Origin of the sequence: Leptospira sanjuanensis, assembly GCF_022267375.1 — a bacterium.
Classification (GTDB): Bacteria; Spirochaetota; Leptospiria; order Leptospirales; family Leptospiraceae; genus Leptospira; species Leptospira sanjuanensis.
Map to the genome: position 1 here is coordinate 3,335,320 of NZ_JAIZBH010000001.1, position 17,514 is coordinate 3,352,833.

15 protein-coding genes are annotated in these 17,514 nt (G+C 46.1%); 7 read left to right on the top strand and 8 right to left on the bottom strand.

Going from position 1 to position 17,514, the window contains the following annotated elements:
• The first annotated feature begins 848 nt into the window (after window positions 1-848).
• Together LFX17_RS15070 and eat are read left to right on the top strand one after the other, a co-directional pair.
• On the top strand, window positions 849-1,586 hold the full coding sequence (locus tag LFX17_RS15070) for a motility protein A (protein WP_118955202.1): 738 nt from the start codon (window positions 849-851) through the stop codon (window positions 1,584-1,586).
• Window positions 1,587-1,949: 363 nt separating this feature from the next.
• Window positions 1,950-3,305 (top strand): ethanolamine permease, encoded by a 1,356-nt coding sequence (eat, locus tag LFX17_RS15075; RefSeq protein ID WP_238747227.1) that lies wholly within the window; start codon window positions 1,950-1,952, stop codon window positions 3,303-3,305.
• A 265-nt stretch (window positions 3,306-3,570) separates the two neighbouring features.
• Here the strand turns inward: eat and LFX17_RS15080 are convergent, their stop codons facing one another.
• From LFX17_RS15080 to LFX17_RS15100, 5 genes are read right to left on the bottom strand one after another with little or no spacing between them, the layout of a single operon-like run.
• Window positions 3,571-3,906, bottom strand: coding sequence for a DUF1292 domain-containing protein (locus LFX17_RS15080; protein ID WP_238730938.1), 336 nt, complete (start codon window positions 3,904-3,906; stop codon window positions 3,571-3,573).
• Complete coding sequence (locus LFX17_RS15085; RefSeq protein ID WP_238747228.1) at window positions 3,903-4,211, bottom strand: HNH endonuclease; 309 nt, start codon at window positions 4,209-4,211, stop codon at window positions 3,903-3,905. Before LFX17_RS15085 ends, LFX17_RS15080 begins: the two co-directional genes overlap by 4 nt.
• A 9-nt stretch (window positions 4,212-4,220) precedes the next feature.
• Entirely contained in the window at window positions 4,221-5,213 is a 993-nt protein-coding gene (locus tag LFX17_RS15090; protein ID WP_238747229.1) for a type I phosphomannose isomerase catalytic subunit, read from the bottom strand.
• A gap of 5 nt (window positions 5,214-5,218) precedes the next feature.
• A complete protein-coding gene (locus LFX17_RS15095) occupies window positions 5,219-5,944 on the bottom strand; it encodes a J domain-containing protein (protein WP_238747230.1) in 726 nt (241 codons plus the stop codon).
• 9 nt (window positions 5,945-5,953) lie between these two features.
• Complete coding sequence (locus LFX17_RS15100) at window positions 5,954-6,661, bottom strand: LIC_12936 family protein (RefSeq protein WP_238747231.1); 708 nt, start codon at window positions 6,659-6,661, stop codon at window positions 5,954-5,956.
• A gap of 123 nt (window positions 6,662-6,784) precedes the next feature.
• Here LFX17_RS15100 and LFX17_RS15105 point away from each other — a divergent pair, with 123 nt between their 5' ends.
• Complete coding sequence (locus LFX17_RS15105) at window positions 6,785-7,117, top strand: STAS domain-containing protein (RefSeq protein ID WP_238730943.1); 333 nt, start codon at window positions 6,785-6,787, stop codon at window positions 7,115-7,117.
• Window positions 7,118-7,537: 420 nt separating this feature from the next.
• Here LFX17_RS15105 and LFX17_RS15110 read toward each other — a convergent pair whose 3' ends face one another.
• Entirely contained in the window at window positions 7,538-8,143 is a 606-nt protein-coding gene (locus LFX17_RS15110; RefSeq protein ID WP_238730944.1) for an LIC10729 family protein, read from the bottom strand.
• 32 nt (window positions 8,144-8,175) lie between these two features.
• Here LFX17_RS15110 and LFX17_RS15115 point away from each other — a divergent pair, with 32 nt between their 5' ends.
• The 3 genes from LFX17_RS15115 to LFX17_RS15125 all read left to right on the top strand — a co-directional run bounded on the left by LFX17_RS15115 (window position 8,176) and on the right by LFX17_RS15125 (window position 13,035).
• Window positions 8,176-9,126, top strand: coding sequence for a bifunctional riboflavin kinase/FAD synthetase (locus tag LFX17_RS15115; RefSeq protein WP_238730945.1), 951 nt, complete (start codon window positions 8,176-8,178; stop codon window positions 9,124-9,126).
• A 371-nt stretch (window positions 9,127-9,497) separates the two neighbouring features.
• Entirely contained in the window at window positions 9,498-11,237 is a 1,740-nt protein-coding gene (locus LFX17_RS15120) for a SpoIIE family protein phosphatase (RefSeq protein ID WP_238747232.1), read from the top strand.
• 1 nt (window position 11,238) lies between these two features.
• Window positions 11,239-13,035: a SpoIIE family protein phosphatase gene (locus LFX17_RS15125; RefSeq protein WP_238747233.1), complete on the top strand. Its 1,797-nt coding sequence runs from the start codon at window positions 11,239-11,241 to the stop codon at window positions 13,033-13,035.
• Here LFX17_RS15125 and LFX17_RS15130 read toward each other — a convergent pair.
• On the bottom strand, window positions 13,032-13,988 hold the full coding sequence (locus LFX17_RS15130) for a hypothetical protein (protein WP_238730948.1): 957 nt from the start codon (window positions 13,986-13,988) through the stop codon (window positions 13,032-13,034). The two genes, LFX17_RS15125 and LFX17_RS15130, sit on opposite strands and share 4 nt — an antisense overlap.
• 18 nt (window positions 13,989-14,006) lie before the next feature.
• Window positions 14,007-15,926 (bottom strand): flagellar filament capping protein FliD, encoded by a 1,920-nt coding sequence (fliD, locus tag LFX17_RS15135; protein ID WP_238747234.1) that lies wholly within the window; start codon window positions 15,924-15,926, stop codon window positions 14,007-14,009.
• A gap of 133 nt (window positions 15,927-16,059) precedes the next feature.
• Here fliD and LFX17_RS15140 point away from each other — a divergent pair, with 133 nt between their 5' ends.
• Complete coding sequence (locus LFX17_RS15140; RefSeq protein ID WP_238747235.1) at window positions 16,060-16,782, top strand: MIP/aquaporin family protein; 723 nt, start codon at window positions 16,060-16,062, stop codon at window positions 16,780-16,782.
• Window positions 16,783-17,514: the final 732 nt, after the last annotated feature.

A 17,514-nucleotide genomic window follows, 5' to 3' on the forward strand; every position in this document is an offset into this window, starting at 1 on the left:
TGACCAGGAAAAATTTTGCCGGTTAAAAGTCAAAGGTTTTGCGCTGCATAAAATTTTTAGTTTTTAAAATTGGCCCTGTATTTTTTACCGCAGAGACTAATGTAGGAACTCCCACGGCCGATACTTTTCATGGATGGACAACAACCTCCCTGGTTGTGTTCCTCCACTGCGAATTTTCATTTTGAAACGGACGGGGGGACGAAAGTTACACCGTCCCCTTTTTTTGTACATACCAAACGATTCAAAAGAGCGAGATAACCCAAAGGCAGTGGAATGTCTCCGTTGAGTTCTCAGCGCAACTGAGATAGTAGTCCGTTTATCCCGATTTTGTGGTAGTTCCTACAGCTTCGACGTTCCTCTGGGACCGTGACTTTCTTCTAACACGCGGCAGTTCCTCTATTGGTTTGGAAATTCCATAAAATGTTAAGATTTTGAAAATGTGGGAACTCATACGAATCACCCAGTTTCTAGATTTTTCCTCTCTCCTTTACGAAATTGGGATTCTCTTTTGAACCCAAATCTCGTCCGAGTTCTTTAAATTTGTGGGAACTCCTTCAACATTCCATGATTTACTAAAGTTCTCTCAAATGCGGGAACTCCCATGCTTCCAAAAAACTTAAGACTTTTCGGAAGAACCCCGCACAAAGGATCGAAGCGGGGTCCCGTTCCGGAGGAACGGACCGGAGCTGAGAGCCTGGTGGTCGGGCTTTCCTGCGGCGAAAAAACATCTCTCTACGGATGAATCGCACTTTACTTCAACAAAATCAAAGCCCGGCCATGTGCCCGCGCCTTTGTTAAGAGACAGAATGTTCTTGTAAAAAGGCAGGAATGTGGGAACTCTTGCGGAAATGAATCCTACGCTCGTCGGCCTTTCCGTCGCATTCTTTTCCGTATTGATCGCGATTCTTTTGGAGGGCGCCCATTTCTTATCGTTCTTTAAGGTTTCCGCTCTTTTACTCATCATCGGCGGAACCGCGGGCGCGACCTTTGCGAGCTTTTCCCTCGAACAGATCAAGGATCTCATTTTAAACCTGCAAACATCCGTATTTCCCCGACGCAAACTTCCTTTGGGAGAACTCTTTTTGGACTTCGCGGAACGTGCGCGTAAGAACGGACTTCTTTCCCTCGAGGACAATCTCAAGTCGATTCAAGATCCGTTCTTACAAAGAGGAATTCAACTGATCGTGGACGGAACCGATCCGCGCGCGGTCGAGGAGATTCTTTTCGAATCCGCGCTCGCGATGGAAGACAAGGAAGCGAACTCGGCAAAGATTTTGGAAACCGCGGGAGGATTTTCTCCGACGGTCGGGATCATCGGAACCGTCATGGGCCTCGTCGGAGTTCTGGAAAACTTGGGTGCGGGAACACGCGCACTCGGAGAAGGAATCGCGACCGCGTTTATCGCGACCTTTTACGGAATCGCTTTCGCGAATTTACTCTTTTTCCCTCTCGCGAACCGAATCAAGTCTTGGTCCAAAGAACAATCGGATCGCAGACAAGCGATCATCCGAGGAGTCATCGCGCTGCAAAGCGGAGACAACCGTCGGATTCTTATGGAAAGAATGACCCCGTTTATCGGCGGTTGAAGTTCGATTCGGTTCGAGGCAACGGATTTCGCCTCAATCACACACTATGTTTCCGAAATGTAGGATCTCCTAACGTTTCTTCGAAAGCCGTTCGTTGAACCGGGATTCGTATGAGTTCCTACAACGTTTGCTCCGACAAATCATTTCGGGCGCTCCTGCTCGGTTTTATTATAAATCTTAGATCGAATTGATTCAAACGCAGGCCAGGCTTGCTCCGCGCTACGGCAATCGCCTTCGGTCTCCTCTTTCGAGGAGACCGCTTCGCGCGCTCCGCATCCTTAGCGCGGTTTTCGTCGTTTACTTTCCGCAAGTCGGATTAAAAACTTCTTTTCTTTTTTTAAAAGAAAGAATCGATTCTTCCCCATGCCTTCTTCCTTGCAAAAAGTTCTCGGGCCGTTTCATCTCTGGGGAATCTCGGTCGGTCTCGTGATTTCCGGGGATTACTTCGGATGGAATCTCGGCTGGGCCCATTCCAACTTTTGGGAATTTGCCGTGGCCGTCGGTTTGATCGCGATCTTTTATTCCTGCTTTTCCTTGTGTTTCACCGAACTCGCGACATCGATCCCGCACGCGGGCGGCCCTTCGGCATATGCGCATGTCGCCTTAGGACCGTTAGGCGGATTGGTCGCCGGTTTTTTCACTCTCGTCGAATTCGTATTGGCACCGCCGGCGATCGCTTCGGCTTTAGGAGGTTACTTTCACTTTTTAGTTCCCGTCGTCGATGCGAACCTCGCGTCCAACGGATTTTTCATACTTTTGATCGGAATCAATCTCTTAGGAATCAAACAAACCGCGCGTTTCGAATTGTTCGTAACGTTGACGGCGGTGTTCGGACTTCTGCTTTACTTCGCGTTTTCGGTTCCCCACTTTCGATGGGGACAAATCGGAACAAATTCTACATTCAATTTTTGGAATCTGTTTCCGGCGTTGCCGTACGCGATCTGGTTTTTTCTCGCGGTGGAAGGCGTCGCCATGGCCGCGGAAGAAGTGAAAAATCCCGAAAAAGACATTCCTCTCGGTTATCTTTCCGGAATCGGCACTTTGGTCTTATTGGCGTTCGGAGTTTTATTCGGAACAGCCGGAATCGTTTCCACGAACTCGGTCTCAACTTTGGATTATCCGCTTTCGTTCACATTAGGAAATCTTTATGGATCTTCATCCTGGATCGCGCGTTTGTTTACCGGAATCGGATTGTTCGGATTGATCGCGTCCTTGCTCGGAATCATACTCGGATATTCGAGACAGATCTACGCGCTCGCCAAAGAAGGATTCTTACCGAGAATTCTCGCCCGATTGAATCCAAAAACTCAAGCGCCGAGTTTCGCGATCGTGGTCGGCGGACTGGTCGGACTTTTGGCCCTTCAATATGGAAACACGGGAGAATTGATCACATTATCCGCGTTCGGCGCCTGCGGAATGTATTGTATCAGCATGATTTCCTTTTTTGTCTTGAGAATCAAAAACCCGGACCGAAAGAAACCTTATCAAGTTCCCTTCTATCCGATTCTTCCGGCGGTCGCGATCGCACTCGGCTTCCTGTGTTTTATCACATTAGCGATTTATTATACGTTCTCTTTGATGATTTTGGCGATCGGCTTGACCGTTGCTTTTTTGTTTTTTCTCGGCAGCAAAGGATTCGATCTCAAACGGATTCCGCATTCTTCCCTTTCTCCCGATCAGGAAGAAAGTTCGTTTTCCCGGGGAGATACGGACTTTTAAGTCATTCTATCCGATCGGATTCACTCTGTTAGGCGTCGCTTTTTGGAAACGTTCCCTTTTTTACGGAGCGCTTGTTGCCAATCTGATGGTGATTTCCAAAGTAATTTGGAGCACGGTCAACGACGCGGAAAATTCCGTGGGTACGATTTACCTTCCTACGATCGTAGGAGTGTTGTTGTTCAATTCCTTGTTTTACTATCTGACAAAACGAAAGAAGAAAGAAGTTTCATAAAAATAACAAGAAATGGAGAATCGAATAGGGATTCTAAACCGCATCCTCGTTCAACTCCGCAAGAATATCTTTGAGTTCGCGCTTGTCGCGGACTTCCACAAGACAATCCTCGCCGAACTCGTCGGATTCGAGACGGACGGCAAAATAACCGTTTTCCTCTTCTCCGTGCAAAGAACGTACATCGAGATTGACCAGATCTAAGTCCTCTTCCAACACGGGAGTCAAAAGAAGATATTGATTCTCGTCGATCTCCAACGCTTCCGCCACGATAAAAGAATGCGGGTTTCCATCCTCGTCCAATAGCTGAAGGGTTTCCCGTCCTTGTTCCTCGTGATCTCTGGATTCTTCCTCGGAAAACGGATCGCTCATCGTTGGTCGCCTTGTGTTCCCGCTTCGGAATCGAACTCGAACGGAAGTTTATTCTTTTTGGCGAAATTACATTCTTTGCATGCAGGAACGAGATTGGCTTTGATGGACTTTCCTCCTTTTGCAAGAGGAATGAGATGGTCCATCGTCAATTCTTCGGGCGGAAACTTTTTACCGCAATAGTGGCAGACGCCCGCGCCTTTTTTCTTTTTCCACCAAGGAGTTCGCTTCAAATCCTTGGCGATTCTTCTCTGTTTCGCGAGTTCTTCCTCGCTGATCCAGACGATGGGTTCTTCTTCGGGTTCCATTCGAAAATTCTAATCTTTATAAGCGGCCCAATCCGAACCGGGTCCGCTGATGGAAAGTTTCAGGGTTTCGCTGCGATTGACCGCCTGAATTCCCTCTTCCAAACCGGAAGCGGTGAGAAGAAGCGTATCCCCCTGCGAAAGGATTTCTCCTTCGACCTCCGCCTTTCCCTGCAACACGATCAAAATTTGGAACACGGAATCCTTATATACATTCGGAATTTGGAATATTTTACCGTTCCCGGAAACCTCGAGGGTTTCCATGAGGAATTTATCGTTTGCCGTTAGACGAAACCGCTTGCCGTCGCTCCAGTTTTTCGGCGCGGGTTTCATGATATCGTCTTCGGAAGGACCGGAATAATCCAAAACGTCCAGCGCCTTTTGAAGATGCAGCTCTCTCGGTCTTCCGTAATCGTAAACGCGGTATGTGGAATCGGAGGATTGTTGCACTTCCATCAGAAGAATTCCGGCGCCGATCGCGTGAATTCTTCCCGGATTCAACAGAAAGGAATCTCCTTCCTTTACGGGGATCTGTCTTAAAACTTCTTCGGCGCGGTTTTGCTCCACGAGCGTTTTGAATTCTTCCCTGCTGGTCGCATTCAAAAAACCGCATACGAGTTTGGAACCGGGTTCTGCTTGTAATACGGTCCAGGCTTCTTTTTTTCCGGCGCTTTGCGGATCGTATTTTTCGGCATACGCATCGTCGGGATGAACTTGAACGGAAAGTTTTTCTTTGGCGTCTATGATTTTGATTAAAAGAGGAAACGGTTTTCCGCGAAACGGTTTTCCAAGAATCGAATCTGTGTTTTCCCGGTACGCGGTACGGAAATTTTTTCCGGCAAGAGGTCCGTTGACGATTTCGGAAACGTCGTTCCCGTAATCGGAAATTTCCCAGGATTCTCCGATGTTCCCGTCCGGAATCGTTCTTCCGGGAAAATCTCCGAGCTTTCTACCGCCCCAAATTCTTTCCTTATAGATCGGATTCAATCGGATCACCTTCTGCATAGAACCTATTTTTTCCCTCCTTCTATAAGTTCAATTTTTACTTTGAGAAGATTCTTCTTAAAATGTACGAATCCTGACGGTTTGAGTCCGGATAAATCCAATTCGTAGATTTTTCCGGGTATAAGTTTTCCGGCTTCCGCTTCCAGATTGAGATTTCGAAAACTTTTATACGTTCCTTTTCCTCCGCAGGAATCGCAGAACACGTTCGAGCCTCTGCAATCGGGACAAAGAACGCGCACGACCAAGGGGATCTTCGCGGCTACGGGAGAATCGAGTTCTTCGTTAGTTAAGAGAATTCTAATATCGTAATGGATTCCGGAATACTTTTTGCGTTCCTTATTGCGCATTCCCGCGCGGAGAAGTCCCCGTTTTGCGAATTCGACCGCTTGACCCGCGTATAAAATTCTCGAACTCGGAATTTGCCGGATCTGTGCCGTAACGTTCGAGTCATTCTTCCCTTCGAACGAGGACTTGAACTTAAAAAGAATCTCGGGATGTCTGGAAAGATATTGAAGATCGTATTCTTTCCGTTTGATCGGATGCGTTAGGATTTGATACGAAACCGCGAATTTTTGAAACAGATCGGAAGATCCGGTTTCGCGGTTATCGGGATGAAAGATTTTCGCCAATTCCCGATAACGCGACTTCACCCTTTCGACGGAGGCAAGAGGGGAAAGTCCGAGATTTTTATAATGATCCGGAAAGTGATTCTGAAGTCCCGGATCATTCATGGAAGTATTTTAATCCTTCGGAAGATTCTCCTGATAAGGTCCCCCGTTCTCGATTTCGCGCAGAGTTTTTTCAACGTCTTCCGCTGTCGTTTTAATATTTCCTTCCACATACTTATCGATTCGACGGATGATTTCCAATAGGTTGGTTCTATAAATCCGGACAAGTTTTACCCGTTGTGCCGGTTCTCGAATGGTTGTGACATTATACAATGTTTCTTTCGTACCCGCGTCCGTTTTTTTACGGATCACCAATTCGATGGAATCCGGATTGGTTCCGTCCGAACCCACCTTTTCGTTCTTCAAGATGCTGATTTCTTCGTCGATACTGCGCATTTTGGAAATTAATGATTTCCTGCTCCAGAAGACGATCGATTCCAACTTCAAGGGTGCGTTCTGCGCGCCCGCGCCGGAAACTTTTAATACGAAGCGAAGATCGAGCATGTAACGGTTTCTACTTTGAGGGATTTGATCTTCGTAAGCGGGAATAAACTGACTGTAAAGATTGTCTTGGATCTGTTTTCTTCGATTTAGGAACGCTAGTCGACTCTCGATTCTCTTATGAAACTCGGCGATATCCTTTCCGAGTATCTCCAGGTCCTTAACTTGTCCCTGTTCATAAGGTAGGATTTTCACTTTACCATCCGGTTCGAACTCTTGGCCCGAAATACCGGCTAAGGCGGAAATCAAAATCAGGAAATAAAATAATTTGGCATTCATTGTAGATTTTTCCAGTCGCCGTCCTTTAATAGTTTCGGAGGTTCCAGGATTTTCCCCATAATTTTATCAAAAATAGATTGAACTTATCGTCAAATTCTGGGAAAAGGGAAGGAAAGGATCGGTATGGAAATCAATCATAGAAAGTCGGGAGAAACAAACATAGTGAGTCTTTCGGGCAGTCTCGATATCTATACCTCAATCGATCTCAAAACCTTCTTCGAATCCAACATCAACAAAGATAATAAAAACGTAGTCGTAAATCTTGAAAAACTCAACTACATCGATTCTTCCGGAATCGGAATGTTGATCAAGCAGTTGAACTACGTGCAAGACTTGAACGGTTCTTTTTTTATCGCGAACATGAAACCTGCGATCGAAAAAGTTTTCAAAGTCGCCGGTCTTACTTCTTACTTTAAGACGATCAGCCCTGCGGAATTCGCTTCCAACTTCCCGTAATTCGAATTTGGTTCATAAAAGCGCGACCCCTGAGCGTTGCAGCAAATGAACACGGACAACTCAGCAAATCGTTCCGTATGAGCTGCGTTTAAGGAAGTGTTCCCTTTGGTTTATTCTTTTTTGCCGAAATTCTTTTCCAGAAATGAATGCTAACGAAGAACTTTGTTGTAGTTCCTACAATTTTTCCGTGAAACAGCGGCCCCACCCTAAAATTGGGCGGTGGTGGTGTGGAGGCGGGAAAGTTCGGGCCAATTCCCCTTTATCAGAAAGATCTCATATTCACAATCTAAAAATGGCGATCTTGTCGGAACATTGGCCTATTCATTTCTCAGCTTCGCTGAGAGGCTGCGATTACTACGCTCCGCTATCTACAGGCCTATCTCTCCCTAGAACGCGATCCACAGAGAGCGTTCTGCTGAGTTACTGGGTCGCTCGATAAGAGTAAAACACGTCCCAGATTCCCCAGAAACGACCGATCTCCCCCGCGTTCGGAACCAATCGAAAATCCATTCTCCCTTCGATCAGCTCGCCCGGATCGACCCGAAACCGAACCGGAAATTGGGATGAATAGGTTTCACTTCCCGGGAATCGAACCGTGGTTTTTAAAATCCCGTTCATATAAATCGCCAGCTCCCGCGGCTTCACCCCTTTCGGTCTTTCGGAAAACGTAAACTGCGTTAGGTCCATTTGAATATACAAAGGCTCGTTGCGGGAGGGATCGGCGGTGAGATAAAAACGAAGTCCTTCTTCCGGAATCATTCTGCAAAGACCGTCTTGAAGTCTGCCCGTCCCGGCTCCCGGAGCAACATCCGGTCGGTCCCGTTCCAACTGCATTCCGTTGTGAATCGCCCAAGTCGAAAGTTCGCTATAAGTCCGGAAATCCTCCGTATGCAGGGGCGCCCCGTCTTCTCCCTGATGATCGAAGTTGATGAATTTTTTAAATTTCGGATTTTCTTCCGATTGGAGGAACCCCGTACTGGTAAAAGTAAAACAGAGAAAAACGAGTATGATTCGGTGAACTACCATCTACTTATAGTATCGACAGGACCGGGAAGAATTTGATCACAATCCAGACACTCGAACAAGCCGGAAAGACGATTCATTCTCCCTGCGTAGTGACCTTGGGCAATTTCGACGGGATTCATCTCGGTCACCAGGCTCTTTTGGATCGGGTTTTACAAGTTTCCAAACAAACCGGCCTCTCCTCCTGTGTGGTCACCTACGACCCGAACCCGGCCATCGTCCTTGGGAAAAATCCCGAAATGAAAAGTCTGATGACTCTCGCCGACAAGGAAGAATGGATCCGCAGACAAGGCATCGATTATCTGGTCGTTCTTCCGTTTAACAAAGAATTGGCGGAAATGAGCGCAGAATCCTTTTTGGAGGAAATTCTCCTCAAACAATTGAAAGCGAAAAACATCATCATAGGCTTCAATCATTGTTTCGGAAAAGGAAGAAGAGGTAACTACGAACTTCTTCAAGAATATTCTGATAAACTAAAATACTCGGTCGAAAAAGTGGACCCCGTATTTCTGGAAGACGTCAAACTCTCCAGTTCTTATGTGAGAATGCTCGTTTCCGAAGGAAACGTTAAGGAAGCCGCGCGCTGTTTGAACCGCTCCTATTCCGTTTCCGGCAAGGTTGTGGGCGGCCACAAACGGGGACGACAAATCGGATTTCCGACGGCGAACGTTCAATTCAATCCAGATATTCTTCTCCCCGGAATCGGCGTCTACGCGGGTTTTACTACCGTGGAAGGAATCACATATCCTTCGATGATCAACGTAGGACATAACCCGACCTTCGGTCAGAACGCGGTTACGCTCGAATCGAACATCTTCGACTTTCAAAAAGAAATCTACGATCAAATCATACGCATTACGTTTACGGAAAGAATTCGGAGCGAAGTCAAATTCTCAGGCGTTGAATCTTTGATCGCTCAGCTCAAACAAGACGAAATCTCCGCGAGAAAGATTCTCGAATCCGAAAAAACGGATTTCAAGGTCTGATCGACTTCGCTTAACAATCTAGGATACTCTTACGGAGCGGAATCCACGATTCTCGTCTTCAACGTCGGAACGACTCGAACCTTCGACTAAAAACGGCATTCTACTTGGATCGACCGGTCACGCACGGGTCGAGCGTTTCGGGAAAAATTTCGATTCCGTTCTTTTCCGAAAAACGGCCCGCGAGAATCGGTAAATTCCGTTTTTTCTTCTTCATTAGAATTTCATGAATCTTTGTTGGCGCTCCGAATCTTCGCGAAAGAAATCGAAATTATGGCTTCGAAATCCAAGAAATAAATATTTTATAGTTTCAAATTCATCGTCCAAACGAATACTGGGGTCGGGCCCGATTTTTTTAGAATTCGTTCTTGCGTATGAATTATTATCTTTTTTTTCCCATGGCGGCTCTTTTTACGAATACGATCTTTATCGCATTCGTTTACGCAAGAAGAACGGGCAATCCTCTCATTCGTTCCTATCTCCTTTATACGATCGGTCTCGACGCTTGGCTTTTTACTTACGCGTTCACCTGGTCCTATCCGCCCGAAGCTTGGATGACATGGGCGTTTAAAATTCTCGCGGCGACTTGGCTTCCGGTCGGAGCGCTTTATCTCGAATTCGTTTACGTCTTTTTAAACAGAATTCCAGGACCGTTTCTTTGGTTTTTTAGAATCGGAATTCCGATCTCCTATCTGATTACGCTTTCCACGGACTGGGTCGTGCGGGGAAGCATTCGTTATTATTGGGGTTACGAAAACGAACCCGGACCTTTGTATCTCGTCGTCATTCTTTCCTTTGTCGCGCTGCCCGGTTTTATCGGTTTGGGAATTTTAATACGTTCCTTTTTTACCGCGCGCAAGGATCAAAAAAAACAGATCGGTCTTGCGATCTTAGGTTCCATGTCCGCGATGTTCATGAGTTTTTATTCCGAAATCCTTCGGACGGACGATCAAGGGAGAATGTTGGGCGTTCCCTTGACTCCGATCGCGGTGGTCATCCAATCCTTTCTGATCTTTATCGCGATCACGCGATACGGTTTTTTACGGATCAACATCGAAGGACTCGCCGTGGAATTGTTCCGCGACATCCACGACGGAATGATTTTGGTCAAACAGGATCGTTCCTTGTTCTTCATGAACGAATCCGCGATCAAAATATTAGGAATTTCGAATACTCTTCCCAGTCATTTTTATCCGTCCGATTTTTTAAAAGGATATCAGGAAAACCCCAATCATCTTTCGCGGGAATATCAGCCGATCTTCAATCGAGCTTGCAAAGGCGTGGAACTTACCCGGTCGAACATCGAACTAACCGGAAACGAAAACGGTTATCTTTTTATCCTGCGCGACATCAGCGAAAAGATAAATTCAAGAGAAAAGATAGAGAGCATCTATTCTTCCATCAGCAAGGATTTGGAGATCGCGAAAATCGCGCAGACTTCGGCGATATCCACCAAGTTTCCGGAAAGTTCGCGTTATAAGTTTCATTCGCACTTTCAGCCTTTCGAGCTTGTCGGAGGAGATTTTTTCAGAACGTTGGAACGTTCCGACGGGAAACTTGATATCTTTTTTGCGGACGTTTCGGGTCACGGAATTTCCTCCGCGATGGTGGCGGGTATGCTTTCTATTTCCTTTCAGCTCGTTACGGAATCCAAGCCGAGTCCCAAGATCGCTCTCGAAAAGATTCAAGAACTTCTCTTGGGCGCGGTGTTGAACCACCACATCTCGGCGGTTTACCTGTCCTTCGATCCGAACACAAAAATATTAGAATATTCTTATGCAGGGCATCATCCGATCCTGGTATTCCGGGACGGAGAAATAGTTTCTCTCGAGGGCTCGGGAAGAATCCTTCTGATCACCCAGGAAACCGAGTTGAACAACTATTCTTTTCAACTTAAGAAGGGGGATATTTTGTTTCTCTATTCGGATTGCCTCTTTGAAGTACGAAACTCCGAAGGGGAAATCCTGGGTTACGAAAATTTTCTGCAGAAGATCCGCGAGATTCCGGTTCAAACTCCTCCCAATGTTCTGAAAACTTCCATCGACTGCGCGCTCGCGTTCGGAAAGGGAAAACTTACGGACGATCTCGCAATTCTGATCTTGGAGGTGTTCTAAAATGAATCCGTATATTCTGATTCCTTTTTCGGCCCTCGTTATCAACGGTTCCCTGTTCGCATACGTCAGCGCTCTCAAGGGCAAATCCAGAACCGTAACCTTATACCAAAGATTTTCGCTTTTACTTTCGATCTGGCATATCGCTTTGATTCTCTATTGGTCCTTTTTACCGGGTAACTGGCCCGTGATCGTTTTTAAAGTTTCTTCCTTTGCTTGGATTTTTATCGGCTGTTTGTTTTTCGAGTTCGCAGTTCAATTCACGGGATCGTCGTATCGATTTCTGATCTATTTCTTTCGCGGACTTTCTTTGGTTTCCTTTTTAATTACGGTCAGTACGGACTCGGTGGTTGCGGGAAGTTTTCGAGCCTATTGGGGAGACGTCATCGTTGCCGGGCCTCTGTATCTTCCCGTAAGCAACTTCGTGATCGGCATACCGACGTTAGGCGGCTCTTTGATTCTGATTCTGAATGGAATCCGTTCCCCGAATCCTCTTTTAAAAAAACAATCGAGGCTCGTGGCGTATGGAACGATATTCACGTATGTTCTGAGTTTCAGCACGACCCTTCTTCCCCGTTATTGGAATCCTTCTTTGACGTTTCCTCCGATCAGCGGAAGCGCCGCGCTCATCCAATCGGTTTGTATCTTTATCGCGATTCAGAAATACGGCTTTATGGATCTCAAGCTCGAACACATCGCGCTTCGATTGTATGCCGAAATTCGGGAAGGAGTGATTCTTTTATCCTCGAAAGGAATTCTTTTGTTCAGCAATCTTTCCGCGAGAAAGATGCTTCGTCTTCCCGAATCGATCAACACGGGAATGGCGTTCGACCTCAGAAATTATCTCGAAGACTTCCCCGCAGATTCCTTTTTTGAAAGAAAGGAATTCGTCAATCTTAGCGTACCGTCCGAGGAATCCGTCATCGGCCTTCATGAGGAGTTTCTGCAAGTTCCCGAAAACAAATATCTGGAGGTTTCCTCTTCACCGATTCCTTTGTCGGGAAGGAGCGGAGGCAAGGTTTATATTCTGCGGGACATCACGGAAAAAAAGGAATCGCTTGAGAAAATTAGGAAATTATTATATAGACTCGACTTGGATCTGGATCTCGCGAGAAACATTCAGGAAAAGATCACGACCCACGACTTTCCCGACTCTCCCGATTACAAAATCCATTCCCACTTTCAGCCGTACGTAAAGGTGGGAGGCGATATTTTAAACGTCATCAAGGAGAAGGATGAAAGTCTTCACATTCTTTTCGGGGACGTTTCGGGTCACGGGATTTCGGCGGCGATGGTTGCCGCAATGACTTCGATCGGTTTCGGAGCCGCCACAGGAAGAAGCGATCGCACGGATCAGAATCTTCTTTTTATTCACAGACTTTTAAAGGATACGATCACTCTGCACTTCCTTTCCTCGGTTTACATGAGATACGTTCCGTCCGAAAGAAAATTAGAATATAGTTATGGAGGACATCACCTCGGTCTGTTGATCCGCAACGGAGTCTGCAGCTTTATCGAAGGTTCGGGGGGAATTCTTTTTGCGATCGCCTCCCCGAAAATCCAAAGATACGAAATCAATCTTCTCAGAGGGGATCGGGTTCTTTTTTATTCTGACGGCTTATTCGAAGTGAAAAACAGGGAAGGGAATATTTTGGGAAGAAATCAGTTCCTCGAAGCGGTCAAGTCTCTGATCGTGGACGATACGAGTTCCATGATCCGTTCCATTCTCTCCTACTCCGCATCGTACGGAGAAGGAGAAATGTCGGACGATGTTACGATCTTTTGTCTCGAAGTTCTTTAAGCGATCTTTTCGCGGATCGCCTTTAAAAACGGAAGGAACTCGTCGAGCGCACCGGGAAGTTCGTATTCGATCGAATCTCCGGCGCGAATGATGTCCTTTTCCTCGAGAGCGACGGCGACACTCGCGAGAATCTCGTTCAGTTCTCCCGTCTTCTCTTCGAATCCGATTCCATCGATCGTAATCGCTGTGAGATCCAATTCCGGTTTTCTCAACTTCAAAGTGATAAACGAAGTAAGCAGAACGTTGATCTGCGAAATGGATTGAGTCAACAACTCTGTTGCGACTTCGTCCTTTCCGGATTGATACGCTTCGTTGACTTTTACGAAAGCCTCTTTGAGTCCGCCGATGTTCGCAATAAACGTATCCAAAATTTCTTTGAGTGTGGGTAGATCCAGATCCAACACCTGCGTTCTTGCGATCAAATCCATGATGAAGAGTTTCAGATCTCTTAGATTTTCCAAAAAGGTTTCGATCGTCGCCGTATTATCCAGACTTTTGCAGTTGGACGAAAGTTCGGAAACGATATCCGCCACGGTGTTTCCCGTTCCCATCGGCTTGATCTGATCGAGTTTCAGATGAAGCAGATTCGAAGCGGAATTCAGAACGTTTTGAATCCATTTGACTCCGTCGCCGAGTTCGTTGGATTCTTTTTCGGTTAAGGAATCCCTTCCGAAAAGAGTGGAACCCACTTTATCCACGTATAGATCCAGTTCGTTCAAAGTGGAAACGAGAAAATCCATCTCTTCGCCCACGAAAAATTCCATCTTGTTCGCTGATTCGATTCCTTGTTCGTTCATGCTGGAAGCTTGAAATTCCACTCCGTCGACGGTGCAGCCGAGAAGATATTTTCCTTTCGACTCGACCCATTTGTTGATCTCGCCGAAAACTTCTCCCAGTTTCCTTTCGTTTTCCAGGGAACTATCTAAAAGGTGTTCGTTGATGTAAATTTCCATTCTACTCTCCTGCTTGAATCACTCGTTTCTTGCGCCTTTGAGATTGTTGTTCAAATAAGCGCCCACGGCTTTGTTCTTACCGACTCCCTGTTCCATATAAAGAAACTTGGACTTCAGTTTTTTCTCGTAACTCACGAGATGGTTTTCGTATTCCTTGATCTTCTTGTTGTTATCGGTGACTTGTTCTTCGAGCATCTTCACCTTACCGGAAACGAGTCCGCCCGCGTATTGCGTGTAAGGTTTAACGTGTTCGAGAAGATCGACTCCGACGCCGGTGTCCATTCTTGCGTCCGAGTTCGTATCGATCGCAAAAAGATTTCTGACGCTGTCCGGATTTTCGGCGAGTTTTACGCGAAGTTTCTCCTCGTCCAAAACCAAAAATCCGTCCTGTATATCGGCCCATTTGCTTCCAACGCTTCCGGTGCTGATACCGATGTCGCTTAACATTCGAACGGGATTTTCGCCGCTCACGGGATATGAGGAACTCGCGACGGTTTTCATTCCCGCGATCAGACGAAGCACGGTATGTTCTCCGGACAAAAGACCGGTTTTGGTTTTTCCTTCCCAAAAGGTTTGGCCGATTTCTCCGCCGTCGTCCTTTCCATCCTTGACTTGGGCGTTTTTATCGACCGCGGTCGCGTCCTTTCCGAATTTCAAAACGGTGTTGTAGGCCGCGACGAATTCCTTGATCATCTCAAGACCTTTGTCCGAATCCGTTTTGATGTCAATGCTCACCGGTCCTTCGGTTTTTTTAAGAAGGTTGAGCGAAACTCCGTCGAGTACGTCGGTGAGCCCTTCGTTTTTGGGACGGTTGACTTCGATCCCGTCCACGAGAAACACGGCGTCTTTCGCTTCCGCGATTTCCTTTGCGGGTTTGGCTCCTCTGAATTCTCCCGGAATAACCACATGCAAAGAATCTAATGTTACCGTTTTTCCGCTCGAGTTCGCAAAAAGAATCTTGTGCGCCTTTTGACCCGAGGGGAACGTCTTCAAGTTCAAAACGATTTTTCCTTCCTGCTTGGAGGCGGTTTCGAAAATCATCTTTTCCTTATCGTTTTCTTTATAAAGAATTCCTAATTCTAGTTTATCTTCCGGTGCGAACTCGGTCGAAGTGATCAGCTCGATTCTAGTGTTCTTTTTCAATTCCGTGGTCGGAATTCCGAACTGAAAGGAAGCGACGCTCGCGATTTCCATCCACTTCTTGTTATTCTCTTCTTTATAAACCGGTTTTGCATCCGCGGCCATTCCGTATTTTTCCGGTTGAAAGACGGAGATCTGATCCGCTTCGGGAAGAAGGTTGATCACTTTCGGAGGGTCGGCCGGTTCGGTCGCACCCACAAGATTGGCCGCTTGTAACACTCCGTTCGCGTCTTCGAATTTGAGTTTGCGATCCTTGCCCGATAAACCTGCGGTAAGAGTAAGAACGTAATTGTCACCGTCGACTTTTACAAGTCCGGTATTCACAAGACCCGCCGCCGAAATTTTAATGGAAGAAGCAAGATCGCGGATCGTTCCTCCGGTGAATTCGATTTCTTTTTCGGAATCGCCCGAAAAAATTTTGAACTTACCTGCGGGAATTTGTTTGTTCGCGTCCGTTTTTTCCCCGGAGATTTGATGAAAGGTCGCGAGATCTTTGATTTCTATCTTTCGTTTGCCGGCGCTTGCGGAACGGGAAGCGTCTCCGCTGACTACGCCTTCCGGTTCGGAAACGATATTCTTCATCGCAAACGGAGCGGTAAAGGAGATGAGTGCTCTTGTTTTATTTTGCAGATCGGTTGTGACTACTTTGAGGTCGTTCCACGCTTTCACTTGAGCTTTGTTAAACGAATTCTGTTGCTCAAGACGGCGGATCGGTTTGGCTTCCAATTCCACCAATTTCTTTACGATCATATTCGTGTCTTGTCCGGAACTAAGTCCTGGAATCGTAAATGCGGGCATCTTGTCCTCCTACCTTCTTCATCGACCGAATCGGAAAAAAGATAAGGGAAAATGAAAAAATTCGATGCAGGAAAAACCGATTGCCGATCTTAAATGTCCGTGGATTTTAGTTTGGATTTTCGTAGGGGGAAGAATGATATCGCCTTTTTTGGGAGAATTTTTAGGAACCTTCGTTTTAATTCTTTTGGGAAACGGAGTTGTCGCCGGAGTTTTACTGGAACGAAGTAAATCCAAGGACGGAGGCTGGATCGTGATCACCGCCGGATGGGCCTTTGCGGTTATGCTCGGAGTTTTTACGTCCAACGCGTTCGGAAGTTCGGACGCACATCTCAATCCCGCGGTAACGTTGGCTTTTGCGATCAAGTCGGGCGATCCTTCCAAACTTTTCTCTTACATTCCGGCGCAAATCGGAGGAGCTTTTTTAGGAGCCGTATTCAATTATCTGCATTATCTTCCGCACTGGAAAGAAACTCAGGACCCCGGAAAAATTCTCGCGGTGTTTTCGACCGAACCCGCAATTTCGCATATCGCGTCCAACTTTTTCAGCGAATTCTTGGGAACGTTCCTGCTCATCTTAGGAATCGTTTCGATCTTCTCCCCTTCCATGCCCGGCTTAAGCGTTCACTTCGGAACCTTTCTCGTGGGAATTCTCGTTTGGAGCATCGGTCTGTCGATGGGGGGAACGACCGGATACGCGATCAACCCGGCGCGCGACTTGGGCCCGAGACTCGCGCATTTTCTTTTGCCGATCGCGGGAAAAGGTTCTTCCAATTGGAAATACGCGTGGCTTCCTGTGATCGCTCCCTTGAGCGGTGCGGCCTGTGCGGGATGGCTGCTCGGATTTTTGAAAATTTAAGAAAGAATATTTTGTTTTTTGAATGTGTTTTCGTTTTCTCCGCTTGGAATTTGAGAAGAATACAATAGGTTTCGAATTCCGTGTTGCGAAACATAAGATCGCAACGCGAAAATTTTGAACTGTAAAATTGTGTAGTGATAGCATTCACCTGACAGTCGGGTAAAAATCATGATTTACGGATTAATCGGATTCCCGAAAATTTACAATTTCATAGACTGACTCTCATGATTAAACAATTATTTAAGCACGTTTCGCTTCCGCTCTTACTAATATTATTCAGGGATTTTCGCCTTTTTATTTATCCACGCCTTTGGGCGGAAGAAGGAACGATCTATTTTCAAGAAGCTTACTTATTAGGTTTCAAAACGATATTTGAATCTAAATTAGGTTATTACTCTTTATTTCCTAGAATCTTTTCGTATTTTACAACATTTTTCCCGCTCGAATACGCTCCCTTAGTCATGACAATTTTAACAACGACAATTTGGTTATTGCCTCATGTTTTGATAAGTCTTTCTAAAAACGAATATTTACTTTCGGATCGTAATAAAATCATCTGCTCCTTAATCTTAATAATCACTTCACCATCGGATGAGATTTTTCTAAACTCAATCAATCTACATTTCATTACTCCATGGATCCTATTGTTAATAGGAATGGATAACCTTAACCAAATTTCAAAAAGTCAAAAACTCATCTATATAGGACTTTCCTGGCTATCAATATTAAATG

Bases quoted from the DNA above. Each gene is read 5' to 3' on its own strand.
- LFX17_RS15090 (WP_238747229.1), bottom strand. From the start codon at position 5,213: ATGCAGAAGGTGATCCGATTGAATCCGATCTATAAGGAAAGAATTTGG.
- eat (WP_238747227.1), top strand. From the start codon at position 1,950: ATGCCTTCTTCCTTGCAAAAAGTTCTCGGGCCGTTTCATCTCTGGGGA.
- LFX17_RS15080 (WP_238730938.1), bottom strand. From the start codon at position 3,906: ATGAGCGATCCGTTTTCCGAGGAAGAATCCAGAGATCACGAGGAACAA.
- LFX17_RS15085 (WP_238747228.1), bottom strand. From the start codon at position 4,211: ATGGAACCCGAAGAAGAACCCATCGTCTGGATCAGCGAGGAAGAACTC.
- fliD (WP_238747234.1), bottom strand. From the start codon at position 15,926: ATGCCCGCATTTACGATTCCAGGACTTAGTTCCGGACAAGACACGAAT.
- LFX17_RS15110 (WP_238730944.1), bottom strand. From the start codon at position 8,143: ATGGTAGTTCACCGAATCATACTCGTTTTTCTCTGTTTTACTTTTACC.
- LFX17_RS15125 (WP_238747233.1), top strand. From the start codon at position 11,239: ATGAATCCGTATATTCTGATTCCTTTTTCGGCCCTCGTTATCAACGGT.
- LFX17_RS15100 (WP_238747231.1), bottom strand. From the start codon at position 6,661: ATGAATGCCAAATTATTTTATTTCCTGATTTTGATTTCCGCCTTAGCC.
- LFX17_RS15070 (WP_118955202.1), top strand. From the start codon at position 849: ATGAATCCTACGCTCGTCGGCCTTTCCGTCGCATTCTTTTCCGTATTG.
- LFX17_RS15120 (WP_238747232.1), top strand. From the start codon at position 9,498: ATGAATTATTATCTTTTTTTTCCCATGGCGGCTCTTTTTACGAATACG.
- LFX17_RS15130 (WP_238730948.1), bottom strand. From the start codon at position 13,988: ATGGAAATTTACATCAACGAACACCTTTTAGATAGTTCCCTGGAAAAC.
- LFX17_RS15140 (WP_238747235.1), top strand. From the start codon at position 16,060: ATGATATCGCCTTTTTTGGGAGAATTTTTAGGAACCTTCGTTTTAATT.
- LFX17_RS15095 (WP_238747230.1), bottom strand. From the start codon at position 5,944: ATGAATGATCCGGGACTTCAGAATCACTTTCCGGATCATTATAAAAAT.
- LFX17_RS15105 (WP_238730943.1), top strand. From the start codon at position 6,785: ATGGAAATCAATCATAGAAAGTCGGGAGAAACAAACATAGTGAGTCTT.